Here is a 22,679-nt window from a genome sequence, read left to right on the forward strand (position 1 = left end):
CCTGCTTTCCGCCTAGAGCGTGAGCTGTCCCCTGTGCCTTCGCAGGAAGGATCCAGTCAGCACCTTGCGTCCGGCGGGCAATTCCCGGCCGCCGTCAAAACCCTGCCGTAGTGGCCAAGCAGTTCGTCGCCGGCAAGCCGTGCTGCCGGCGACACCGTATCCAGCGTCAGGAACCCGTGAACGAGTCCGGCATGCGGCACATGCTCGACCTCGATTCCTTCCGCCGTGAGCCTCCCGGCCAGCAGCTCCCCTTCGTCCCGCAGCGGATCATGCTCAGCGGTGGCCAGGATGGTGCGCACCCGCATGCCCGGTCCGGGGAGGGGGAAACCATGGACGGGACTGAATTCCGCAAGGGTCCCGGGCGAAGCGTTCGGAACCCACTGCGAAATGTAGAAAGCCAGGTCCCGGACCGGCAGGCCCCATCCTTCTCCCTTCCCCCGGATACTGGGAGCGCTGAGAGTCAGGTCCGCATTCGGATAGGCCAGGAAGAGGACGGCCGGCCCGGCTGGCGTGCCGGCCAGCCTGCGGGCTGCGAGGAACGCGATAAGCCCGCCCGCACTGTCCCCTGCCAGTCCGACGCCGGGCAGTACAGGTCCGAGCTCCTCCGGAACCCGCCCCGCCCGTCCCCCGGCTGCCCACGCCAGGGCACACACAATGTCGTCCACCGCCGCCGGGGCCGGATGCTCGGGCGCCAGCCGGTAGTCCACCGCCAGTACCGCAGTGTTGGCCAACAGCGCCAGTCGCCGGCACAGGCGGTCATGCGATTCGAGTCCCCCGAACACGAACCCGCCGCCATGGACAAAGACCGTCAGTGGCTGGGCCGCCGCACCGGAACGGTACAGCCGGGCCCGCAGCGCAGGCCTTCCAGGGATGGTGACGTCTGTGACGCTGGCAAGCTCCGGGCCGGGTGGCCGGGCGCGGTCCTTCCTCAACAAACGGATGGTTTCGAGCGAGGGCTCCACGCTTTCGCCGGTACGTATCCCATCCAGCCAGGCAGCCAACGCTGGATCAGCTATGGACTCCATGCGCCCAACCTACCAGCGCCGTTTACGGGACATCTTCCAACAGGCGAACGCCGGGAGGAAAATGAGGACACCAGCGGACTCCACGCGCTGTTCCAGATCCTGGCGGACCTTTTCCGGGACCAGGCGGAGGCCAACCGACAGCTATGTGCGGCGGGTCGCCGGAACAGCTTCCCCCGCCCAGCAGATTGAGTCCGCGCGCAGCCTCCTTTCCGACGGGAGCACCACCGAGTATGACCGGCTGAAGTCCATGGCGCTTTCCGCCTGATCCCGGCCTGATGAAGAACCTGCTGATGACGTGCCTGCTGCAGATAATTGCGGGACGGGGCTCGTCGCTGCCCTGTTGGCGTTGGTTATAGCCAGTACTTTCCCGGCTGGAGTAAGCAACACCGGGATTGGCAACTGGATCCTTTCGGCTCTCATCCTCTGGGTCGCATCAGCGGCCGGATCGGCGGTTCCCCAGGTCTTGGCCTCGCGTCGCAGGGGCACCCCGGGCCAGGCTGCCGGACGCGCATAGTCCTGCTCCCCGCCTGATCTGTTCCGTTACTGCCCGGTGCGCCGGAATCCCGGCACGGACCACGGGTTTGTTGAACGGCGGTATGTGGGTAGGGTCGATTCGGGACCGGCGTGATCCACGCCATAACGGATCAGTCCACGGCTATCCGTCAGCATCCTTGCAGCCTATGTTACTCATGAGTAACATAGGCTCGGACGTTGTTCCGTTTCATATCTCAAAGAGGAGTAAGTACGTGAGCCCACAAAGCCGATCACGGCAGATCAGGGACGTAGTTTTCGTAGACGGAGTGCGGACCCCGTTCGGCAAAGCAGGCGAAAAGGGCATCTACGCCGGCATGCGTGCTGATGACCTGGTGGTCAAGTGCATCCGCGAACTGATGCGCCGCAACCCCTCCCTTCCTCCGGAACGCATTGACGAGGTTGCCATTGCAGCCACCACCCAGTCCGGCGACCAGGGCATGACCATCGGGCGCACCGCCGCGCTCCTGGCCGGCCTGCCGCGCACCGTCCCGGGCTTCGCCATTGACCGCATGTGCGCCGGCGCCATGACGGCCGTGACCACCACCGCGTCCGGCATCGGCTTCGGCGCCTACGACGTCGTCATCGCCGGCGGCGTTGAGCACATGGGCAACCACCCGATGGGCAAGGACGCCGATCCGAACCCGCGCTTCATGACCGAGCGGCTGGTGGACCCGGCTGCCCTGAACATGGGCAACACCGCGGAGAACCTGCATGACCGCTTCCCGCACATCACCAAGGACCGCACCGACGCGTACGCCGCCGCCAGCCAGGAGAAGCTTGCCAAGGCGTACGCCGGCAACTCCATCCAGCCGGACCTGGTCCCCGTCGCCACCAAGAAGCCCGGCACCGGCTGGACCCTGAATACCGTGGACGAACCGCCGCGCCCGGGCACCACCGTTGAAGACCTCGCCGCCCTGCGCACCCCGTTCCGTGCCCACGGCCGGGTCACCGCCGGCAACGCCGCAGGCCTGAACGACGGCGCCACCACCGCCCTGCTGGCCTCCGCCGAAGCTGCCGAGGAACTTGGCTTGGGCGTCAAGATGCGCCTGGTCGGCTACGCCTTCGCCGGCGTCGAGCCCGAGGTCATGGGCTACGGTCCGGTCCCCGCCACCGAAAAGGTGCTGGAGCAGACCGGACTGTCCATCGAGGACATCGGCCTGTTCGAGATCAACGAGGCTTTCGCCATCCAGGTGCTGGCCTTCCTGGACCACTTCGGCATCGCCGACGACGATCCCCGCGTGAACCGCTACGGCGGCGCCATCGCCGTCGGCCACCCGCTGGCCTCCTCGGGCGTGCGCCTGATGAACCAGCTGGCCCGCCAGTTCGAGGAAGACCCGAGCGTGCGTTACGGCATGACGACCATGTGCATCGGCCTGGGCATGGGCGCCACCGTGATCTGGGAAAACCCGAACCACCCCGACTACAACACCGATTCCACGGAGGCCACGAAGTAATGTCTGCTCCTGACTACCAGCGCCTCGCGGGACTCTTCCCCACCGAGGTTGTCACCCACTCCTACGTCTCCGACATCCAGCTGCCGGGCAACCAGGGCACCTTCGCCCTGATCACCCTGGACAACGACGTCGACCATTCACGTCCCACCACGCTCGGCCCGAACACCCTGCTTGAGCTGGGCGCGAAGCTCGACGAGCTGAAGGCTCGTGCGGACAAGGGCGAGATTGTCGGCGTCGGCGTCACCGGCAAGCCGTTCTACCTCGTGGCAGGTGCCGACCTGTCGGCCGTGAAGTCCATCTCCGAATATGAAGACGGCGCGGCCATGGCCCACCTGGGCCACGACGTCTACGCCAAGCTCGGCAACCTGGGCGTGCCCAGCTTCGCCTTCATCAACGGCGTGGCCCTCGGCGGCGGCCTGGAAATCGCCCTGCAGTCCGATTACCGTACGGTCTCCACGGGCGCCGGCGCATTGTCGCTGCCGGAGGCCTTCATCGGCCTGGTTCCGGGCTGGGGCGGCGTGTACCTGCTGCCGCGCCTGATCGGACCCGAGAACGCCGTGAAGGTGATGATCGAGAACCCGCTCAGCAACAACCGCACCCTCTCCGGGGCTGCCGCCTACAAGCTGGGCATTGCCGACGCCCTGTTTGAGCCGGCGGACTTCCTCGAGCAGTCGCTGGCCTGGGCCTCCCGCGTGATCAGCGGCGAGGAGCAGGTGTCCCGGCCCAACGCCGTCGAACCCGCCGACGCCGGCGACGCGTGGGATGCCGCCGTTGCCAAGGGACGTGCGTTTGTGGAGGCCAAGACCTCCAACGCAGCCCCCGCACCGGCCCTGGTCCTGGATCTGCTCGAAGCCGGCAAGACCTGGACGCGGGAGGAATCCCGCGAGGCCGAGTGCAATGCCCTGGCCGAGCTGATGCAGACCCCGCAGTTCCGCTCCACCGTCTACGCGTTCCTGGACCTGGTCCAGAAGCGCGGCAAGCGTCCCGCCGGTGCACCGGACAAGAAGCTGGCCCGCCCGGTCACCAAGGTCGGCGTGGTCGGCGCCGGCCTGATGGCCAGCCAGCTCGCCCTGCTCTTCGCCCGGCAGCTGAAGGTGCCCGTGGTGATGACGGACATCGACCAGGCACGCGTGGACAAGGGCGTGGGCTACGTGCATGCCGAGGTGGACAAGCTCCTGGCCAAGAAGCGCATCTCCCCGGACGCCGCCAACCGCACCAAGGGCCTGGTCACCGGTTCGGTCTCGAAGGAGGCGTTCTCCGACGCCGACTTCGTCATCGAGGCCGTCTTCGAGGAACTCTCCGTGAAGAAGCAGGTGTTCGCCGAGGTGGAGGCCGTGGTCTCCCCCGAGTGCATCCTGGCCACCAACACCTCCTCGCTCTCCGTGACGGAAATGGCCGCGGACCTGCAGCACCCGGAGCGGGTAGTGGGCTTCCACTTCTTCAACCCGGTCGCCGTCATGCCGCTGCTGGAAATCGTGCGCGCACCCAAGACCGACGACGCCGTGCTGGCCACCGCCTTTGTGCTGGCCAAGCAGCTGAAGAAGACCGCCGTGCTGGTCAAGGATGCCGCCGCCTTCGTGGTGAACCGCATCCTCGGCCGTATGTTCGGCGAGATCACCATGGTCTTCGACGAGGGCACCGACGCCGCCACCGCGGACAACGCGCTCCGCCCGATGGGCCTGCCGATGTCGCCGTTCACCCTGCTCGCACTCGTGGGCCTGCCGGTGGGACAGCATGTGCAGGAATCGCTGCACTCGGCCTTCGGTGAGCGCTTCTGGCTCTCGAAGAACTCGCAGAAGCTCATCGACGCCGGCATCAAGTCCCTGTGGCAGAAGGACGAGGACGGCAACGCCTACATCCCCGAGGAAACCCTGGCGATGCTGGACTTCGGCACCACACCTTCCACCTCCGAGGAAGTCCTGCGCCGCACGCAGGATGCCCTGGCCGAGGAAATCGGGCTCATGCTCGAAGAGGGCGTTGTCGCAGCTCCGGAGGACATCGACCTGTGCATGATCCTCGGTGCCGGCTGGCCGATGCACCTGGGCGGCATCACGCCGTACCTGGACCGTGTCGGTGCGTCCGAGCGCGTGAACGGTAAGAAGTTCCATGGGGCGGCTGTGGCTGCTCCCGCCTAGCTAGGCCGTTAGTTTCGCCCGCGCCGGGCGGACCGGAACGGCGGCAACGAAAATCCTTTGCTCGCTTCAGCTCGCAAGGATTATTAAAGCCGCCTAACCCGGTCCGTCCGGCGCTTTTGCGTACCGTGCCTACCTTTCCAGTCCGGTCTGGTCAGGGTGCAGCTCCGGCACTAGCCTTTTCCGCATGGAAGCAGGTTGGGAGCGCGACCATGTTCGGCAAATGGTCGCCGTAATGCTGAGTACGTTCGTTACTCTCTGGCTGCTCCTCCTGTTGCCGTTCGATGAGCCCTGGAACTGGCTGATGGTGTGCCTTGTCCTTGCGCTTACTGCAGCTTCCCTCAGGATGCTGGCACAGCTCGTCCGCCGGAGGCGGGAGGAGTATTGGCATGAACGGGAAAAGGAGAACTAGATGTCTTTCCAGGCCTACCTCGACGCCGTTGAAGAAAAAACAGGACTAACGCCCCGCGAGCTCGTGGATATCGCCGCAACGAAAGGGTTCAGCGGCGGAAACGTCAAGGCCGGGGAGATCCTCGAATGGCTCAAGACCGATTACGGAATCGGACGCGGTCACGGGATGGCGCTCGTCCACGTCATTAAGAATGGTGCCCAAATAGATCAGAAACATGTCGGCACCACGGGAACGCACCGGGACGATTCCGAAACCCTCTGGCTTGACGGCAAAGCAACCAAGCCCGCCTGAGCCTCCCGCTACCTCTGAGGGCCCGGGTTAGGCGGCGGAGGGTCCGGAGGATCTGGAGGGTCCGGGTTAGGCGGCTTTAATAATTTCTGCGAGCTCTGCGAGCAGGAATTTTCGTTGCCGCCGTTCCGGACCCGCCGGACCACCCAAGGTGACGCTGACGAACACGCTTAGAACAAAGCAACCTTCGGCGTCTTCGGGAAGATCCGGTCCAGTTCTTCCAGGTCCTTCTCTGACGGCTCCCAGCACACGGCGTCGGCATTCTGCTGCACCTGCTCCACCTTGGTGGCTCCGGCAATCACTGAGGCCACCGACGGCTGGGCGGCAAGCCACGAGAAGGCCACCTGCACCTCGGTGAGGCCCCGCTCTGCAGCGAACCGGCCAAACTCGCCAAGCTGCTCGAAGTCCGCGTTCTCAAGGAGGTTGGTTCGGGAGTGCGTCAGCCGGCTGCCCTCGGGAGCCTTGCCGCTGCTGTACTTGCCCGTGAGCAGGCCGTTGGCCAGCGGGAAGTAGGGCAGCACGCCCAGCCCGTAGGCTTCGGCGGCCGGAGTGACCTCCAGCTCGGCCCGGCGGTCGAGCAGGTTGTAATGGTTCTGCGAGGAGATGAACGGTGTGAAGCCGCCCATCCGGGCCACAAACTCCGCTTCGGCGATCTGCCATCCCGCTCGGTTGGAGTGTCCGATGTACCGGACCTTGCCGCTGGTCACCAGGTCATCGAGGGCCGCAAGGGTTTCCTCGATGGGCGTCAGCGGGTCCGGAGTGTGGAACTGGTAGAGGTCAATCCAGTCCGTGTTCAGGCGGCGCAGGGAAGCCTCAGCAGCCTTGACGATGTACCGGCGGGATCCCCGGGCACCGAAGTCAGCGCCGTTGACGCCCTTCATGTCCATACCGAATTTGGTGGCCACCACTACGTCGTCGCGGCGGTTGCCCAGCGCTTTGCCCAGCATTTCCTCGCTGAGCCCCGGGGTACGCCCGTAGGCATCCGCAACGTCGAACAGGGTGATGCCGGCGTCGACGGCGGCGTTGACGACGGCGTCGGTGCCCTCCTGCGATTCGGTGGGCGTCCCCGGGCGGCTCAGGTTGTTGCAGCCCAGTCCGACCGTGGAGACGGTCAGGCCGGAATTTCCGAGTCTGTTGTAAGAAGTCATGCAAGCTACGGTACTCCCGTGAACCGCTCTCCTTGTGCGTCCGCCGCTTCCATGAAGTCACGGCTAGCCCCTCGAATCGCTGCGGTTTGGGAAAACCCTGCGGTTTGTCCGGATCCCGGCTCCGCGCGGCGCGGGGATCCGGACAAGCCGTAGGGATTCGGACGATATGCAGGGATTCCTGCTCCAGTTGGAACCCACACCGCCGGCAAGCTGACGGGAAATCCCTCGAATCCCTGCGGTTTGGGAAAAACCCTGCCGGTTTGGGAAATTCCTGCCGCTGCGCAGCGGAGGCTTTTCCCAAACCGGCAGCAAACTCCCGGACCGGCAGCAGAATGCGCTAGCCCAGGAACGTGTCCAGGCTGTTGTTGGGGCCCGGCGCCTTGTCCGTTTCCAGGATGTACTGGATGGGAATGGCTCCGGTGGGAAGCAGTCCGGTATAGACCTGCTCGCTGCGCCGGCGCTCGGCTTCGATACCCTCGTCACGGACGGCTGCGGAGAACGCCTGCACGGCCAGCGGCTCGGTCCCCTGCTGCTCGCTCCAAATAATGTACATACCGTACAGGTCCGCTACTGGTGTTGCTTCATCATCCATGTCGCCCACCGTGCACTCAGCAAGAAAGCGGGGAATGTCCGACGGCATGTGGTGTTCCATACATTCGACCCTATCCCCTACCTGCGCCGTCGTGCACGCCCGGACGGCGATCAGTTACGGGTTTGCTGCAGGTAATCTTCGAACCCCAGCGGGGCGATACCGGTGAGCCGTTCAATGTCCGGGCTGGCCGGTGCCAGCTGGCCCGCAGCAATGGCCAGGTAGCTGCTGGCCCACGCTTCTGCCTGCCATCGGGCGGCACCGCTCTTCATCCATGAGGCCATGGCCTCGTCGTAGGTTTCCGCCTGGTAGCTCACGGGGGTTCCGGTCACCCGGGCCAGGATGCCGGCAACCTCTTCCATGGTCAGCTCTACGGGGCCGGTCAGGGTGTAGGCGCGGTTCCGGTGCTGCTCCGGCGACAGCAGGATCTTCACGGCGGTGCGGGCAACGTCCCTCCGCGCCACCGGGGCGAAACGCCCCTCCCCCGCCGGACCGCGGATGACGCCGTCGGGCTGGACAAAGGTCGGAAGCGCGTCCTGGTACAGGCAGTCGCGCAGGAACGTGTGCTCCAGGCCCTGCCGGGACGCGATGTACTCCTCCGTGGCGGCATGGTCACGGGCCAGCGTGAAGACGGCGTCGGGCGCCGCACCCATGAAGGACGTGTAGACAATGTGCTGCACACCGGCATCGACGGCCGCATCCACAAACGTGCAGTGGTCCTCGACCCGGTGCGGGCTCTCAGCGGCCGACACCATGAACAGGGTGTGCACGCCGCGCAGGGCACTCACCGCCTGCGGACGGTCCAGGTAGGACGCCGCGAAGACGGGGGTGTCCGGCAGGTCAGGCAGCCGGGCGGTGCGCCGCGCGAGCAGCCGCTGCCGGACCCCGGCCTCGGCGAGCATTCGGGCAACCGCACCGCCCAGGGCGCCGGTGGCTCCTGTAACGGCGAGGGCAGGAACATTATCCGCCATGGCTTACACCCCTTCAGAGTCGTCCGGCCGCCCGGACCCTGCGCGGCTACTGGATTTTCGGTACCTGCCCCGTCGGCATGTCGGAGCCCGGCAGCGGCCGGGCAAACGGCACCTTCGTGCCGAGGACCTGGGCGACGACGTCGTTGGCAATCTGCCGGGCGGTCAGACCGACCCGCTCCAGCACCTCGCTGCGGCTGCCGTGGTCCAGGAACTCGGCCGGCAGTCCGACCTCGTTCAACGCGGTGTCCACGCCTGCGGCCCGCATTTCCTGCCGGATCCGCGAGCCCACCCCGCCGGCCCGGACGCCGTCTTCGATCACAATGACAATCCGGTGGTCGGCGGCGATGCGGATGATGGACCGCGGCACGGGCAGCACCCAGCGCGGATCCACGACGGTGGAACTGATGCCCTGCGCGCCGAGCCGGTCGGCGACGTCGAGGGCCGTGTCCGCCATGGCGCCCACGCTGACGATCAGGACGTCATTGGAGCTGTCCCCGGTGGGGCGCCGGGCCAGGATGTCCACGCCGTCGGAGGTCCGCTCCACGGCGTCGATGTCGCTTCCCACGGTGCCCTTGGAGAAGCGCACCACGCTGGGGGCATCGGAGATGGCAACGGCTTCGCGCAGCTCCTCCTTCAGGCGGGTGGCGTCGCGCGGGGCAGCGAGGTGCAGCCCGGGGACAATCTGCAGCATGGACATGTCCCACATGCCGTGGTGGCTGGCGCCGTCCGGCCCGGTGACGCCGGCCCGGTCCAGGACGATGGTCACGCCGGCCTTGTGCAGGGCAACATCCATCAGCAGCTGGTCGAAGGCACGGTTCAGGAAGGTGGCGTACAGCGCCACCACCGGGTGCAGGCCGCCGAAGGCCATGCCCGCGGCGGAGGTGAGGGCGTGCTGCTCGGCGATGCCGACGTCGAACACCCGGTCCGGATGCCGCTCGGCAAACCGGTGCAGGCCCACCGGGATAAGCATGGCACCGGTGATCCCGACAATATCGGTGCGTTCGTCGGCAATATCGGCGATCTCCGTGGCGAATACGGAGGTCCAGGATTCCTTGCCGCCCGGTTCCACGGGGGCACCGGTTTCCGGGTCGATGATCCCGACCGCGTGGAACTGGTCCGCCTCGTGGGCGCGGGCCGGGGCGTAGCCGCGCCCCTTCTCGGTCATGGCGTGCACAATGACCGGACCGGCGTAGTTCTTGGCCTTCTGCAGGGCGCGTTCGACGGCGTCAAGGTCGTGGCCGTCAATGGGTCCCACGTACTTCATACCGAGGTCCTCGAAGAGGCCCTGCGGGGTCCACCAGTCCTTGATGCCCTTCTTCGCGGCGTGCAGGCTGCGGTAGGCGAACCGACCTGCAGGACCGCCCTCCTGCAGGCGGTCGCGCCACCAGCCGAGGGTGTTCTCATAGGCGTGGTGCGTGCGCACCGCGTCAATGGTGGGCCGCAGGGACGCCAGGTAGTCGGCAAGGCCGCCGATGGTCGGGGCGTAGGAGCGGCCGTTGTCGTTGACCACAATCACTACACGGCGGCGCTGGTCCGCGGCAATGTTGTTCAGGGCTTCCCAGGCCATGCCGCCGGTCAGGGCGCCGTCGCCCACCATGACCACTGTGTAGCGGTCGCCTTCGCCGCTGAGCTGCCGGGCGCGGGAGATGCCGTCCGCCCAGGAGAGCGAGGAGGAGGCGTGGGAGCTTTCCACGATGTCGTGGACCGACTCGGCACGCGAGGGATAGCCGGACATGCCGCCCTGCTGGCGCAGCGTGGCGAAGTCCTGGCGGCCGGTGAGGATCTTGTGCACGTAGGACTGGTGCCCGGTGTCGAAGACAATGCTGTCCCGCGGGGAGTCAAAGACCCGGTGGATGCCCATGGTCAGTTCCACCACGCCCAGGTTCGGGCCGAGGTGCCCGCCGGTTTGCGCGACGTTCGTGATCAGGAATGAACGGATTTCTTCAGCAAGCCGCTTCAGCTGTGTCAGCGAAAGCCTGCTGAGGTCCCGAGGATCCCGGATTGTTTCCAGAAGTCCCAACAGGGGTGCCTCCCTTGAGTCGTATCGGCGGCACTGCACGCCGTCGCAATGGATTAACTCTAACGCGCGGCGTGCGCTCCGCGGTTCCTATCCAACGCTTCAGGGCCCCGTTTCCCCTTCTCCGCCCTCTGGACGGATCGGGGAAACGGGGCCCTGAACGTGGTGCGTTTACTGCTACTTAGCGGAGATCTGGCGCAGTACGTACTGCAGGATGCCGCCGTTGCGGTAGTAGTCGGCTTCACCCGGAGTATCGATGCGGAGGACCGCGTCGAACGTGATGGTTTCGCCGTTTTCGGGGGTGGCCGTGACCTTTACGGTCTTGGGCGTGGTCCCGTTGTTCAGTTCGGTGACGCCTACAACCGAGAAGGTTTCCGTACCGGTCAGGCCCAGGGACTCGGCATTGACGCCGGCCGGGTACTGCAGCGGAAGGACGCCCATGCCGATGAGGTTGGAGCGGTGGATACGCTCGTAGCTCTCGGCAACAACTGCCTTGACGCCCAGCAGTGCGGTGCCCTTGGCAGCCCAGTCACGTGAGGAACCGGAGCCGTATTCCTTGCCGGCCAGGACAACCAGCGGGGTGCCGGCGGCCTGGTAGTTCATCGCGGCATCGTAAACGGCAGCCTGCGGTGCGTCGGCCTGGCTGAAGTCGCGGGTGAAACCGCCTTCAACGCCGTCGAGCAGCTGGTTCTTGATGCGGATGTTGGCGAAGGTGCCGCGGATCATGACTTCGTGGTTGCCACGGCGCGAGCCGTAGGAGTTGAAGTCCTTGCGGGCCACACCGTGCTCCAGCAGGTACTTGCCTGCCGGGGTGTCGGACTTGAAGGAACCGGCCGGGGAGATGTGGTCGGTGGTGACCGAATCGCCCAGCTTCAGCAGGACGCGGGCGCCCTCGATGTCGGAGACGGGCTCCGGCTCTGCCTTCATGCCCTCGAAGTACGGGGGCTTCCGGACGTACGTGGACTCCGCATCCCATTCGAAGGTTGCGCCTTCGGGAGTGGGCAGGGACTTCCAGCGCTCGTCGCCTTCGAAGATGGTGTTGTAGCTGTCGCTGAACATCTTCTGGTCGATGGAGGCATCGATGATCTGCTGGACCTCGACCGGGTTCGGCCAGATGTCCTTCAGGTAAATGTCGTTGCCGGCTTCGTCCTGGCCCAGCGGGTCATTCTCGAAGTCGAAGTCCATGGTGCCGGCCAGGGCGTAGGCGACTACCAGCGGCGGAGAGGCCAGGTAGTTCATCTTTACGTCCGGGTTGATGCGGCCTTCGAAGTTGCGGTTGCCCGAAAGCACTGCGGTGACCGCCAGGTCGGCTTCGTTGATCGCCTCGGAGATTTCCTCTTCGAGGGGACCGGAGTTGCCGATGCAGGTGGCGCAGCCGTAACCGACCACGAAGAAGCCGAGCTTCTCGAGGTAAGGGATCAGGCCGGACTTCTCGTAGTAGTCCGTGACAACCTTCGAGCCCGGGGCCACGGAGGTCTTGACCCACGGCTTGGACGCCAGGCCCTTGTCCACCGCATTGCGGGCCAGCACGGCGGCGGCCATCATCACGGAGGGGTTGGACGTGTTGGTGCAGGAGGTGATCGAAGCGATCGTTACTGCACCGTGGTCCAGCTCGAAGCTGCGGCCGTCGGCCATGGTGACCGGCACGGAGTTGGTGGCACGCTCGGCGGGAGCGTCCGCCTTGGCAACCAGATCGTGGTCATGGTCTTCAACCGTCGTGGCGTTGGCGTTGAACGAGGGTGCGTCGGAAGCCGGGAAGGTCTCTTCCAGCGTCTCGTCGACGGTGCCGTTCTCGGCCTCTACGGTCTCGTGGACGTAGTTCTTGAGGTCGTTGCGGAACTGCGTCTTGGCGTTGGTCAGTTCCACGCGGTCCTGCGGACGCTTCGGGCCGGCGATGGAGGAAACCACGGTGGACAGGTCCAGTTCCAGGTACTCGGAGTACTTGATTTCCTTGGACGGGTCGTGCCAGAGGCCCTGTTCCTTGGCGTAGGCCTCAACGAGGGCTACGTTCTCCTCGGACCGGCCGGTGAGGCGCAGGTATTCCAGCGTCACGTCGTCGATCGGGAAGATCGCCGCAGTGGAACCGAATTCGGGGCTCATGTTGCCGATGGTGGCGCGGTTGGCGAGCGGAACAGCGCCTACACCTTCGCCGTAGAACTCTACGAACTTGCCGACCACACCGTGCTTGCGCAGCATTTCGGTGATCGTCAGGACGACGTCGGTGGCCGTTGCGCCGGCGGGGATCTCGCCGGTCAGCTTGAAGCCGACGACGCGCGGGATCAGCATGGAGACGGGCTGGCCGAGCATTGCTGCTTCGGCCTCGATGCCGCCAACGCCCCAGCCGAGCACGCCCAGGCCGTTGACCATGGTGGTGTGGGAGTCGGTGCCGACACAGGTGTCCGGGTAGGCACGCAGGACGCCGTCAACTTCGCGGGTCATGACAGTGCGTGCCAGGTATTCGATGTTGACCTGGTGCACAATGCCCATTCCCGGGGGAACGACCTTGAAGTCATCGAACGCCGTCTGGCCCCAGCGGAGGAACTGGTACCGCTCGCCGTTGCGCTGGTATTCGATCTCCATGTTGCGCTCGAGGGCGCCGGAGTTGCCGAAGGCATCGATCTGCACGGAGTGGTCAATGACCATTTCGGCAGGTGCCAGCGGGTTCACGCGCTTGGGGTCGCCGCCGAGGTCGGCAACTGCCTCGCGCATGGTAGCCAGGTCAACGATGCAGGGTACGCCGGTGAAGTCCTGCATGATCACCCGGGCAGGGGTGAACTGGATTTCGGTGCTGGGCTCTGCGTCTGCGTCCCACTGCGCCAGGGCACGTACATGGTCTGCCGTGATGTTTGCACCGTCTTCGGTGCGGAGCAGGTTCTCCAGCAGGACCTTGAGGCTGAACGGAAGGCTCTGGGCGCCTTCGACGGAATTCAGCCGGAAAATTTCATACTCGGAACCTTTGACGTCTAAGACGCCCTTGGATCCGAAGCTGTCCACATTAGTCATAACAGGACTCCTCTCGCCACCTTGTTATCTTTGTCCAGGTCACAACTGCCCGCCAGTTAGGTTTCCCTAAAAAGTCGGGCAAAGGGGGCGGCACGGAAACCGGTGGTTCATTTCCTGCCGACACAGGCCCCCTGCCTGGGCAACGACTTCCCCGAAAGCTGAAACTTCCGGAGAACTCCCCCATAAAAGGCGCAGTACTGGACAACTGCCTCCCATCCTAGCCTTTACAGGGGCGCCCGGAGGAGATATGGGCCACGACGCGTCGTGACCGGCGTCGCCGGCGGCTTTTCCGGCGCCGGCGACGGAACCGCTAGCGCTTGCGCAGGACGGCGAAGGACTCCATGTGGTGGGTGTGCGGGTACAGGTCAAACACCCGCAGGCTGTCCATTTCCCAGCCGGCGGCCCGGAAATAGCCCAGGTCCCGGGAGAACGACGCCGGGTCGCAGGACACGTAGCCGACCACCCGGGGCGCGGCGGCGTCGATCTGCTGCACCACCGCTTTACCGGCTCCGACACGCGGCGGGTCCAGGAGTACGACGTCGAGGTCCCCCGCATCGTGGAGCATCTTGTCCACCCGGCCCTGGCTGATCTGCACCTGGGGTGCGGCGAAGAGGTTCTTTCGGGCGTCACGGCTGGCACCCGGGGATCCTTCCACCGAGAGCACCCGGCCGGATTCCCCGGCAGCCTCCGCCAGCGGAGCGGTGAACAGTCCGGCACCGGCATAGAGGTCGGCCACGGATTCCCCGGACTGCACCTGGAGGCCTTCAAGCACGGCCGCCGCCAGCGTCTGCGGCGCGGAACGGTGGATCTGCCAGAACCCTGCCCCGGTGACCCGGTAGTCGTGGCCCAGCACCGTTTCCTGCACCCAGGTACGTCCCTTCAGCCGGGTGAGTTCGTGGCTCTCCGGATTCCAGGCGGCCACGGACACGCCGTCGGGCAGGTTGCCGGCAATCCGCGCGGGGATCCGCGGGTGGGTTCCCGCCGCCGGGATCAGGAGGATCAGGGGCTGTCCGCCGGCAGCCGGGGCGGCTACCTCCACGCGGTCAATGCCCGTGAAATCCGTCTCCCACAGCCGCAGTGCGTTGATGGACTCGGAAGCCAGGGGCATGGCCTCGACCGGAATGAGCTCATCTGAGCGGTGCGCATGCATGGCCAGCCGGCCGCTGGGCGCCACCGAGAAACTGACCCGGGTACGCCAGCCCAGGCCGTCCGCGCTTTCCTCGAGTGCGGGTTCGACTTCCGGGACCAGGTCGGTGCCGCCGAGCCGGCGCAGCTGCTCGGCGAAGACCTCGGCCTTCAGCCGGCGCTGGACCGGCAGGTCAATGTGGCCGAACTCCGCGCCGCCCACGGGCAGCTTTCCCCGAGCCGCTGCGCGCAGGGCGTCTGCTTCCTTCCAGAAATGCTCCCGGCGTCCCTCTGCCGCCTCGAGGACCTCGACGACGTCGGCCCGCCAGAATTTGGCGTCCTCGCCGGATTCCGTGAGCCTGACCCGGACCCGCTCCCCCGGAAGGCCGTGCCGGACAAAAACGACCCGCCCTTCATGCCGGGCAACGAAGTGGCCGCCGTGGGCCGGGGCGCCGATGGTGAGTTCAATAGACATGGGGTTGCTGTACTTCCTTCATGGAGCCTAAAAGTCCATCTCATCACGGGAGACGAGCGCGGTGCTATTTGGGCCGCCGTCGGGACTAAGCTGGCGTTGATTGATTTTATTGCGCGGACAGCTGCGCGGCAGCCTTCTGCGGCGGGCAGTTCGCCATAAACCGAAACCGAGGTAGGGCAGTTGGCCCATTACGTGATCATGGGGTGCGGGCGCGTAGGCGTCAGCCTCGCCCATACCCTGGACAATGCCGGTCATTCGGTCGCCATCATCGACCAGGACGAGCGGGCGTTCCGCCGGCTGCGGCAGACCTTCACCGGACGCAAGGTCACCGGCGTCGGCTTTGACCGCGAGACGCTCAAAGCTGCGGGCATCGAAGAGGCCTATGCATTCGCCGCCGTTTCCAGCGGCGACAACTCGAACATCCTGGCCACCCGCGTGGCGCGTGAGACCTTCCATGTAGGGCACGTCGTCGCGCGCATCTATGATCCGGGACGCGCGGAGATCTACCAGCGCCTCGGCATCCCCACGGTCGCGGCCGTTCGGTGGAGCGCCGACCAGGTGCTGCGCAGGATCCTGCCCGAGCAGAGCATCAACGGCGACTTCCGGGAGTCCTCCGGCCGGCTGATCCTGGGTGAGCTGTCCCTGCATGAGGGCTGGCTGGGCCGGTCGCTGGTCAGCATCGAGACCGCCGCGGGTGTCCGGATTGCCTATGTCACCCGGTTCGGGGAAGGGATCCTGCCGCGCCAGGACAGCAGTTACCAGGAGGGTGATGTCCTGCACGCCATGATGTCAGTCGACCGGACCGCGGAAATCAGCAAGATCCTGTCCAAGGAACCAGCCAAGGAGTCCCTGTGAAAGTTGTGATTGCCGGCGCCGGGAGTGTGGGCTCGTCCATCGCCAAGGAGCTGCTCTCCCACGGCCATGATGTGCTGCTGATCGATGAGAAGCCTGAGTGTGTGGGCCGCAGCGGCCTGCGCGGAGCCCGGTGGCTGATCGGCGATGCCTGCGAGTTGACCACGCTGAAGGATGCCCTGCTGGAGGAAGCCGACGTCGTCGTTTCCGCCACCGGCGATGACAAGGTCAACCTTGTGGTCTCGCTGCTGGCCAAGAGCGAATTCGGCGTGGCGCGGACCGTGGGCCGCGTGAACAACCCGAAGAACGACTGGATGTTCGATGATTCCTGGGGTGTCGACGTGGCAGTGAACACGCCCCGCCTCATGACCGCCCTGGTCGAAGAAGCCGTGGAAATCGGCGACCTGGTCCGGCTGCTCAGCCTGCAGACCGGGGTGTCCTCCATGGTGGAGTTCACCGTTCCCGCCGATTCGCACCTCACGGGCCGGACCCTGGGATCAATCGACTGGCCGCTGGATGCCACCGTGGTTGCGATCCTGCGCGACGACGCACCCATCACGCCGAGCAACGACGACGTCGTGGAGCCGGGTGACGAGCTGTTCTTCATCACCACGATTGCGGCCGAAGACGAACTGCGGGCAGTCCTGTCCCCCGCCGCGGCTGCGGCAGCCGCACACGCCCGTCAGGAATCCCTGGACGCCGGGTCGGAGGATGCGGAGCCCCCTGCAGCTGAGTCGCCCGCAGCAGAGCCGGGCCCGCTCGAGGCTTCAGGGGGCACGACGGCCGAGGGCCGGGAAACCACCCATGCCAGCCAGAGTCCCAGCGCATAAAGCGGCACGCCCATAGCCAGGCGCATGGTGCCCAGCGCGGCAACATTGTCCGCCAGGAACAGGGGCAGCTGGACGGCCAGCCGGAGGGCGAAGACTGCCACGATGATCCAGCTGGCCCAGGTGTAGGCCTTCAACCGGACCGGTGTGGTGCGCCAGTCCAGGTTTTCGCCGCGGATCATCCCGAACAACAGCCCGGCCACCGGCCATTTGACGGCGATGGAGATCAGGAACGCCAGGATGTAGGCGCCGTTCAGGTAGAACCCGGGGACGAAGTACGTGGCGCCGTCACCGCTGCGCAGTGCCACGAAGGCGCAGATGGCGACGCCTGCCACTCCCGTGAGGGACTGCATCAACGGGCGCCGCTGGAGAAGGTTGGCCACTGAAAACACGGCTGCAGCGGCTACGGCCGCACCCAGCGAGAGCTTCAGCTCCGCCCCAACGGTGTAGAGCAGGGTGAAGAGAAGCCCGGGAACAATCGCCTCGGCCAGTCCCCGGACGCCGCCGACGGACTTGAGCACATCGATCTGCCCGTCATCGCGGCGTTCCACCCCGGCGCGGGCCGCATATTGTCCGGCGAGCTGGTTCAGGTCCGGCTGGCCCTCGTCCGGCTGCTTGGGTGTGCTCATGCGTCGGCCTCCGGGCGTCCAATGATTTCGTATCGCGGATTGAAGATGGTGGGGCGGCCGTCCACATTGGACACCATGCCCTCGAACGCCAGATATGTTCCGGCTTCGATCCCGGGCACCCGCCGCTGGCCCACCCAGACCAGGCGGACCTTGGCCCGGGGAACCAGGGGGTTTTCGCGGTAAGCGGCCGTCGAGTCCTCCACCACGGCGGTAAACCGCGGCGGGTCGTTGGCCGGCACCACGGTGATGGCAGAGACATAGCCGCGGCAGTACGCCCGGCCACGCTCCGGGAGGGATTTGATGCTCACGCAGTGCGTGGAAGCGGTAACGGCGGGCACAGGTTAGCCGATCGTCGTGATTTCCGGGCCGCGCTCGGGTGCGGCGGGCTTGGCGGCACCCTTGTCGGCACGCGGGAGCGGGGAAGCATCGCGGGGCAGGCGCAGCTGCAGCAGGTCGCGCGGCGGCAGGGGCTGCTCGCCCCGGACCACCACGACGTTGCGGAAGACTTCCTCGAGGGGGCCTGCGGCGTCGGGATTCATGGCTGCCGGGCCGCCGAAGACGCCGCGGAGGAACCAGCGGGGGCCGTCGACACCGACAAAGCGGGCCACCCGGTACCCCTTGGAGCCGTCCTGCGCCTGGGCGGGCACCCGAGCCAGCAGCTCGGTGCCGAACGTGCCGGAGAGTTCATCCACGGTGCCGCCCTGTGACCCCACCGACTTGCCGATCTGTTCCCGGATGTCGTCCCAGAGGGTCTCCGACCGGGGGGCGGCGAAGGCCTGCAGCTGAAGGCTGGACCCCTCCAGGTCCAGCGTCACGGCAACCACGCGCTGGGTCTTTTCCTCAACTTCCAGGCGCAGCTGCAGCCCCTGGGACGCGGCAATCCGCAGCGCTCCGAGATCAACGTAGCCTTCCTCGGAGGGACGCTCACTCAGGTCGTAGGGGCCGCCTGCCGCCGGTGCCTGCACGGCGTCGCTGCCGGCGTCGGCGTCTGCCGTGTCCGCAGCGGTTGCGGATGCGTTCTCCGCTGCTGCCCCGGCGGTTTCCTCTGCCTTGGTTTTCTTACGCCGCCCAAATGCCATAACCGAAGTTCCTTCTCTCTTGTCTGCAAGTTTTAAGTACGGCCGCTGTCCGCGGTCCGGTTGCGGGTCAGGCGGGAACGGCGGTGAATCCTCCGGTGGACCCGAATCCCCCGGCTCCCCGGACAGAATCCGGGAGCTCATCGACGGGAACAAACTCGGCCGTTTCCACGCGCTGGATCACCAGCTGGGCAATCCGGTCGCCGCGCCGCAGCGTCACCGGCTGCGTGAGGTCGGTGTTGATCAGGGTGACGGAGATTTCTCCGCGGTACCCGGCGTCCACGGTCCCGGGCGCGTTGACGATGCTGATGCCGTGCTTGGTGGCGAGCCCGGACCTGGGATGGACAAAAGCCGCATAGCCGAAAGGCAGGGCCAGCGACACACCGGTGGGAATGAGCTGCCGTTCCCCCGGGGCAAGGGTGAAATCGATCCGGGAGCGAAGGTCGGCTCCGGCGTCGCCGGGGTGCGCGTACGACGGCGGTTCCAGCCCGTCGTCGAGCATTTTCAGCTGTACCTTCAGCGTGGTCCCTGCACCTTGCACCAGTTTCTCCGGTTTCAATAGATTTCCAACAACAGCAGCCGGGGGCGGCTGCGGGGGGCGGTGGAAGCATCCGGGCGGCAGAGCCGTTCGGCCCCGGCCCCCGGGCCAACCACCACACTTTAGCGCGTTTTCCTGTGCGGTCGCCGGGCATTTGCCCACCGGCACGGCGCGGGATGAAATGCCCCGCCAAAGGTGAAAAGCTGGGGGTATGTCATCCCCTTCTGCAAAGAGCCCTTCGTCAAAGAGCTCCGCCGGCACCGTACTGTACTCCGAACGCCTCACACCTTCCTTCGGGATCTGGTTCGTCGCCGCCCTCCTCTCCGCAGCCTGCATCCTCGTTTTTGTCCCGATCAGCCTGGGGGCCGGCATCACCGGCGCCGTAGTCGCCGCCGTCATCCTGGCAGTGCTCCTGGTGATCTCGACCCCCCAGATCCGGGTCACCCCGGAAACCCTGCAGGTCGGACGGGCGCAGATCGAGCGCCGCTTCATCGGCAAGGTCGAGGCTTTCCGCGGCGAGGACGCCACCATGCAGCGCGGGCCGGCGCTGAACGCTACGGCCTACATGTGCATCCGCGGCTGGATTTCCCCTGTGGTCCGCATTGAAATTACGGACCCCGCGGACCGCACGCCGTACTGGCTGACCTCCACACGCCGTCCGGAAAAGCTGGTCGAAGCACTCACCTCCGGGCGCTGAGTCAGCCCTCGCAGTCCACGCAGTAATACATGCCGTTCTTTTCCAGGGCTATCTGTGAGCGGTGGCGAACCAGGAAACATGAGGCGCAGGTAAACTCATCGGCCTGCGCCGGAAGGACCCGGACCAGCAGTTCCTCGCCGGAAAGGTCCGCCCCGGGGAGCTCAAAGGCGTCCGCCGCCTCAGCCTCGTCCTCGTCCACGAGGGCTGACGGCACAGTCGTGCGCCGCGTCTTGAGCTCCTCTATCGACTCTTCGCCGGCGTCTTCCTCGGTCTTGCGCGGGGCGTCATAATCTGTCGCCATAGTGTCTTATCTCGCCGTCCGTTTGAATGGTGTTCGCTGCTGCCTGAGCCCCGGGTTGGACCGGCTCCCCGGACCCGCGTCGGTGACTCGGAGATATCAACGCCACGGATACGTGTTTTGTGCCCGTAAAGCAGAGATTTTTACCCACATGCGGTCAAAAAGCGAACCGGCTCCCGCTCGGGACACGCGCTCCCGCGCCGGGGCGGTAATCCTGCACCCTTTCCAAATGCGCCACACCCGGGCAAAGCTTAGGTTTTCGGCGCCGGGGATGGCATTGTTTCAAGAAGGAATTGCTATCGGGTGGAGGACTTTTTGATGCAGGATCTACGGCTGGTGGGTGTCCATGAAGGTGGCGAACATCTGCTGTTAAGCGGCAAGGGCGGGGAAACCTTCCGTCTCCGGATTGATGAAGCCCTCCGGGTAGCGGCATCGCGCCCCGCACACCGGTCCGCACCGCAGGCCGCTCCGGCGGCCGGCACCACCATGGCTCCGCGGGATATCCAGGCCCGCATCCGATCCGGCGCCAGCGCCGAAGAGGTTGCCGAACTTTCCGGCCACGACCTGGCGCACATCCGCCGCTACGAAGGTCCCGTGCTCGCCGAGCGTGAATACGTTGCGCGGCAGGCGCAGGGCGTCGAGGTTGCCGCACCCATGTCCGCCACCCACGACGGTTACCGCAGCGCCTTCGGCGAGAATCCGGTAAACCTCGGCGACATGGTGCTGCACCGGCTGCGTTCCTTCGGCGTGGACCCCGATTCCGTCGAGTGGGACGCCTGGCGCCGCCCGGATGGAACCTGGGAAGTGGTGGCCCGCTTCGAGCTCACCGAGAAGTCCCGGGTCGCCGTCGGCGAGGAACCGCCCGCCCGCTGGATCTTCAGCCCGCTGCGCAAGAGCGTGACGAACACCAACCGCTGGGCGCAGGTCCTGAGCGAACTGGAACCGCTGGACACTCCCGTGCCCACCCGCCGCCTTGCCGCCGTCGCGGACCGTGTCTTCGATTTCGAAGCAGAAGGCGGTGCGTCCTCCGACGACACCGACGACATCCTCGAAGTCCTGCGGTCGCGCCGCGGCCAGCGGCTGGGCAGCGATGAAGACGGCGACGACGCCCTGGCAACTCTGCTGTCCAAGGGCAGCGTCCCCGCGGCGCACCCGCGTGAGGGCAGCCCCGATACGGAGGACGACGAGAGCAGCGCCAAGCGGCCGCGTACCGGCCGCCTGACCCTGGCACCGTCGGTCGATTCCGCCGACAGCGACGATCCGGTGGATCCCGTGGCCCTTCCCGGCAGCGTTACCCAGACCCGGGAGATCAGCGTCCTGGCGCGGCCCTTCCGCCGGCGTGCAACCCGGGAACCTGCCTCGGGCGGTGCCGACGAGGAAACGCCCAACGCGCCTGCGGAAGCAGAGACCGCCGTCCCGGATGAGGCACCGGTGGAACCCTCCGCCCGCAAGAACGCCGGACGCGATTTCCCGTGGGACCGTCTGCCCAGCGGTGGCAAGGGCCAGCAGGCGGAGGAATCCGACGCCGATAAGGGCAAGGACGACAGTGCCCAGGAGCGGCGCGCCATCAAGCCCAAGCGCTCCTCGGTCCCGTCCTGGGACGAGATCGTCTTCGGCACCAAGGGCGACTAGTCCCGGATAACCACGCCGGAAGCACGCTTGCCCGTGCGGTGATCGCAGCCGCGGGAGCTTCTCTGGGCCTGGCCCGGCGCGTGTTACGCCGGGGCGGTGCCGCCTAGGACCGGAACGTTTCCGCCTTGGACTCCACGCAACACACCGATGCTGATTCCGCTGCGTCAGCGAGGGCGGCTGCCTGCTGCGCGGTAACCCGGCGCATGTAGTGCCGGCGGCACAGCGTTTCATAGCCGATGACCGGGTCGGCCTTGGCCGAAGTTCCCGCCGAAATTCCCGCCGGGGACCCGGTGCCGCCGGCTGCCAGCAGCTCATCGGCGTCGAACAACGGTTGATCGTCAAACAAGGGCCGGTCCTCGAACAAAGGCTTATCCGCGAACAGCGGCAGCTCGGCTTCGGCGGAAACGGCCGGAGCCGGGGTGCGGGACTCGACGTCGCCGACCACCACCTGGTCCCCCTCCGTCACCATCACGCCGTCCACGGTGCGGGCGTTGTGGGTAGCGCGCCGCCCGCACCAGCACAGGGCGCGGACCTGGAGGACCTCCATGCGGTCCGCCAACTCGACCAGGCGCTGCGATCCCGGGAACAACCGGGTCCGGAAGTCGGACGTGATGCCGAAGGCGAACACGTCAATCTCCATCTCGTCCACGATGGAGGCCAGCTGCTCGACCTGCGCGGCGCTGTAGAATTGCGCCTCGTCGCAGATGAGGTAGTCCACGTTGTGCCCTTTACCCCGGCAGTGCAGCACCTCGGCCCAGAAGTCCGTGTCGTCACGCACTTCGACTGCCGGCGTCTGCAGTCCGAGGCGGCTGGAGATCATGGACTCCCCCGCACGGTCATTGCGGCTGAACAGGATCCCGCCGCGGCCGCGGGCGCTGTGGTTGTAATCCATCTGGAGCGCGAGCGTCGATTTGCCGCAGTCCATGGTGCCTGAGAAAAAGACCAGTTCCGCCATGG

The 22,679-nt window shown here is 66.2% G+C and carries 20 protein-coding genes and 1 pseudogene; 8 read left to right on the forward strand and 13 right to left on the reverse strand.

Annotation, left to right across the window (positions count from 1 at the left end; all coding sequences use genetic code 11):
* Positions 1 to 56: 56 nt before the first annotated feature.
* On the reverse strand, positions 57 to 1,025 hold the full coding sequence (locus tag LOC56_RS10500; RefSeq protein ID WP_229952200.1) for an alpha/beta hydrolase fold domain-containing protein: 969 nt from the start codon (positions 1,023 to 1,025) through the stop codon (positions 57 to 59).
* A 746-nt stretch (positions 1,026 to 1,771) separates the two neighbouring features.
* Here LOC56_RS10500 and LOC56_RS10505 point away from each other — a divergent pair.
* The 4 genes from LOC56_RS10505 (at position 1,772) to LOC56_RS10520 (ending at position 5,848) form a co-directional block, all read left to right on the forward strand.
* Positions 1,772 to 3,013 carry a thiolase family protein gene (locus LOC56_RS10505; RefSeq protein ID WP_229952201.1) on the forward strand — a complete coding sequence of 414 codons (1,242 nt, stop codon included), beginning with the start codon at positions 1,772 to 1,774 and terminating at the stop codon, positions 3,011 to 3,013.
* Positions 3,013 to 5,148, forward strand: a complete 2,136-nt coding sequence (locus tag LOC56_RS10510) for a 3-hydroxyacyl-CoA dehydrogenase NAD-binding domain-containing protein (RefSeq protein WP_229952202.1) — start codon at positions 3,013 to 3,015, stop codon at positions 5,146 to 5,148. The genes LOC56_RS10505 and LOC56_RS10510 overlap by 1 nt, the downstream gene beginning before the upstream one ends.
* 184 nt (positions 5,149 to 5,332) lie before the next feature.
* Complete coding sequence (locus LOC56_RS10515) at positions 5,333 to 5,557, forward strand: hypothetical protein (protein WP_229952203.1); 225 nt, start codon at positions 5,333 to 5,335, stop codon at positions 5,555 to 5,557.
* A complete protein-coding gene (locus LOC56_RS10520; RefSeq protein ID WP_229952204.1) occupies positions 5,558 to 5,848 on the forward strand; it encodes a DUF4287 domain-containing protein in 291 nt (96 codons plus the stop codon).
* A 167-nt stretch (positions 5,849 to 6,015) separates the two neighbouring features.
* On the opposite strand, the gene LOC56_RS10525 is transcribed toward LOC56_RS10520, so the two are convergent.
* The 6 genes from LOC56_RS10525 to LOC56_RS10550 all read right to left on the reverse strand — a co-directional run bounded on the left by LOC56_RS10525 (position 6,016) and on the right by LOC56_RS10550 (position 15,173).
* Positions 6,016 to 6,993 carry an aldo/keto reductase gene (locus tag LOC56_RS10525; RefSeq protein ID WP_229952205.1) on the reverse strand — a complete coding sequence of 326 codons (978 nt, stop codon included), beginning with the start codon at positions 6,991 to 6,993 and terminating at the stop codon, positions 6,016 to 6,018.
* A 337-nt stretch (positions 6,994 to 7,330) separates the two neighbouring features.
* Positions 7,331 to 7,645 carry a hypothetical protein gene (locus LOC56_RS10530; RefSeq protein WP_229952206.1) on the reverse strand — a complete coding sequence of 105 codons (315 nt, stop codon included), beginning with the start codon at positions 7,643 to 7,645 and terminating at the stop codon, positions 7,331 to 7,333.
* 50 nt (positions 7,646 to 7,695) lie between these two features.
* Positions 7,696 to 8,553: an SDR family oxidoreductase gene (locus LOC56_RS10535; protein ID WP_229952207.1), complete on the reverse strand. Its 858-nt coding sequence runs from the start codon at positions 8,551 to 8,553 to the stop codon at positions 7,696 to 7,698.
* Between the two features lie 46 nt (positions 8,554 to 8,599).
* Entirely contained in the window at positions 8,600 to 10,573 is a 1,974-nt protein-coding gene (gene dxs / locus LOC56_RS10540) for a 1-deoxy-D-xylulose-5-phosphate synthase (RefSeq protein WP_229952208.1), read from the reverse strand.
* A gap of 174 nt (positions 10,574 to 10,747) precedes the next feature.
* Positions 10,748 to 13,573, reverse strand: a complete 2,826-nt coding sequence (locus LOC56_RS10545; RefSeq protein WP_229952209.1) for an aconitate hydratase — start codon at positions 13,571 to 13,573, stop codon at positions 10,748 to 10,750.
* Positions 13,574 to 13,883: 310 nt separating this feature from the next.
* Positions 13,884 to 15,173, reverse strand: a complete 1,290-nt coding sequence (locus LOC56_RS10550) for a class I SAM-dependent RNA methyltransferase (RefSeq protein WP_229952210.1) — start codon at positions 15,171 to 15,173, stop codon at positions 13,884 to 13,886.
* Between the two features lie 180 nt (positions 15,174 to 15,353).
* Between LOC56_RS10550 and LOC56_RS10555 the strand changes: the two genes are divergently transcribed.
* Positions 15,354 to 16,028, forward strand: coding sequence for a potassium channel family protein (locus tag LOC56_RS10555; RefSeq protein WP_229952211.1), 675 nt, complete (start codon positions 15,354 to 15,356; stop codon positions 16,026 to 16,028).
* Complete coding sequence (locus tag LOC56_RS10560; RefSeq protein ID WP_229952212.1) at positions 16,025 to 16,855, forward strand: potassium channel family protein; 831 nt, start codon at positions 16,025 to 16,027, stop codon at positions 16,853 to 16,855. Before LOC56_RS10555 ends, LOC56_RS10560 begins: the two co-directional genes overlap by 4 nt.
* Positions 16,856 to 16,872: 17 nt before the next feature.
* Here the strand turns inward: LOC56_RS10560 and LOC56_RS10565 are convergent.
* From LOC56_RS10565 to dut, 4 genes and pseudogenes are all read right to left on the reverse strand, one after another.
* A pseudogene (locus LOC56_RS10565) lies at positions 16,873 to 17,481 on the reverse strand (DUF3159 domain-containing protein); the annotation flags it as partial.
* Complete coding sequence (locus LOC56_RS10570; protein ID WP_229952213.1) at positions 17,478 to 17,789, reverse strand: hypothetical protein; 312 nt, start codon at positions 17,787 to 17,789, stop codon at positions 17,478 to 17,480. The gene LOC56_RS10570 and the pseudogene LOC56_RS10565, both read right to left, overlap by 4 nt.
* Positions 17,790 to 17,822: 33 nt before the next feature.
* Complete coding sequence (locus LOC56_RS10575; RefSeq protein ID WP_229952214.1) at positions 17,823 to 18,560, reverse strand: DUF3710 domain-containing protein; 738 nt, start codon at positions 18,558 to 18,560, stop codon at positions 17,823 to 17,825.
* A gap of 67 nt (positions 18,561 to 18,627) precedes the next feature.
* On the reverse strand, positions 18,628 to 19,116 hold the full coding sequence (gene dut / locus LOC56_RS10580; RefSeq protein WP_255798026.1) for a dUTP diphosphatase: 489 nt from the start codon (positions 19,114 to 19,116) through the stop codon (positions 18,628 to 18,630).
* Positions 19,117 to 19,306: 190 nt separating this feature from the next.
* Between dut and LOC56_RS10585 the strand changes: the two genes are divergently transcribed.
* Positions 19,307 to 19,792 (forward strand): DUF3093 domain-containing protein, encoded by a 486-nt coding sequence (locus LOC56_RS10585; protein WP_229952215.1) that lies wholly within the window; start codon positions 19,307 to 19,309, stop codon positions 19,790 to 19,792.
* A 1-nt stretch (position 19,793) separates the two neighbouring features.
* On the opposite strand, the gene LOC56_RS10590 is transcribed toward LOC56_RS10585, so the two are convergent.
* Positions 19,794 to 20,093 (reverse strand): DUF4193 domain-containing protein, encoded by a 300-nt coding sequence (locus tag LOC56_RS10590; protein ID WP_229952216.1) that lies wholly within the window; start codon positions 20,091 to 20,093, stop codon positions 19,794 to 19,796.
* A 315-nt stretch (positions 20,094 to 20,408) separates the two neighbouring features.
* Between LOC56_RS10590 and sepH the strand changes: the two genes are divergently transcribed.
* The gene (gene sepH / locus LOC56_RS10595; RefSeq protein WP_229952217.1) at positions 20,409 to 21,722 is read left to right on the forward strand and encodes a septation protein SepH; all 1,314 of its coding nucleotides are present in this window, start codon (positions 20,409 to 20,411) and stop codon (positions 21,720 to 21,722) included.
* Positions 21,723 to 21,825: 103 nt separating this feature from the next.
* Here the strand turns inward: sepH and LOC56_RS10600 are convergent, their stop codons facing one another.
* The gene (locus LOC56_RS10600; protein ID WP_229952218.1) at positions 21,826 to 22,677 is read right to left on the reverse strand and encodes a thymidine kinase; all 852 of its coding nucleotides are present in this window, start codon (positions 22,675 to 22,677) and stop codon (positions 21,826 to 21,828) included.
* Positions 22,678 to 22,679: the final 2 nt, after the last annotated feature.

The sequence above is a fragment of the Arthrobacter sp. zg-Y179 genome, from assembly GCF_020907345.1.
Taxonomy (GTDB): domain Bacteria; phylum Actinomycetota; class Actinomycetes; order Actinomycetales; family Micrococcaceae; genus Arthrobacter_B; species Arthrobacter_B jinronghuae.

Excerpts from the sequence above, each read along its gene's own strand:
- LOC56_RS10500 (WP_229952200.1), bottom strand. The coding sequence starts at position 1,025 with ATGGAGTCCATAGCTGATCCAGCGTTGGCTGCCTGGCTGGATGGGATA.
- LOC56_RS10510 (WP_229952202.1), top strand. The coding sequence starts at position 3,013 with ATGTCTGCTCCTGACTACCAGCGCCTCGCGGGACTCTTCCCCACCGAG.
- LOC56_RS10515 (WP_229952203.1), top strand. The coding sequence starts at position 5,333 with ATGGAAGCAGGTTGGGAGCGCGACCATGTTCGGCAAATGGTCGCCGTA.
- LOC56_RS10520 (WP_229952204.1), top strand. The coding sequence starts at position 5,558 with ATGTCTTTCCAGGCCTACCTCGACGCCGTTGAAGAAAAAACAGGACTA.
- LOC56_RS10525 (WP_229952205.1), bottom strand. The coding sequence starts at position 6,993 with ATGACTTCTTACAACAGACTCGGAAATTCCGGCCTGACCGTCTCCACG.
- LOC56_RS10530 (WP_229952206.1), bottom strand. The coding sequence starts at position 7,645 with ATGGAACACCACATGCCGTCGGACATTCCCCGCTTTCTTGCTGAGTGC.
- LOC56_RS10535 (WP_229952207.1), bottom strand. The coding sequence starts at position 8,553 with ATGGCGGATAATGTTCCTGCCCTCGCCGTTACAGGAGCCACCGGCGCC.
- LOC56_RS10545 (WP_229952209.1), bottom strand. The coding sequence starts at position 13,573 with ATGACTAATGTGGACAGCTTCGGATCCAAGGGCGTCTTAGACGTCAAA.
- LOC56_RS10550 (WP_229952210.1), bottom strand. The coding sequence starts at position 15,173 with ATGTCTATTGAACTCACCATCGGCGCCCCGGCCCACGGCGGCCACTTC.
- LOC56_RS10575 (WP_229952214.1), bottom strand. The coding sequence starts at position 18,560 with ATGGCATTTGGGCGGCGTAAGAAAACCAAGGCAGAGGAAACCGCCGGG.
- LOC56_RS10585 (WP_229952215.1), top strand. The coding sequence starts at position 19,307 with ATGTCATCCCCTTCTGCAAAGAGCCCTTCGTCAAAGAGCTCCGCCGGC.
- LOC56_RS10590 (WP_229952216.1), bottom strand. The coding sequence starts at position 20,093 with ATGGCGACAGATTATGACGCCCCGCGCAAGACCGAGGAAGACGCCGGC.
- sepH (WP_229952217.1), top strand. The coding sequence starts at position 20,409 with ATGCAGGATCTACGGCTGGTGGGTGTCCATGAAGGTGGCGAACATCTG.
- LOC56_RS10600 (WP_229952218.1), bottom strand. The coding sequence starts at position 22,677 with ATGGCGGAACTGGTCTTTTTCTCAGGCACCATGGACTGCGGCAAATCG.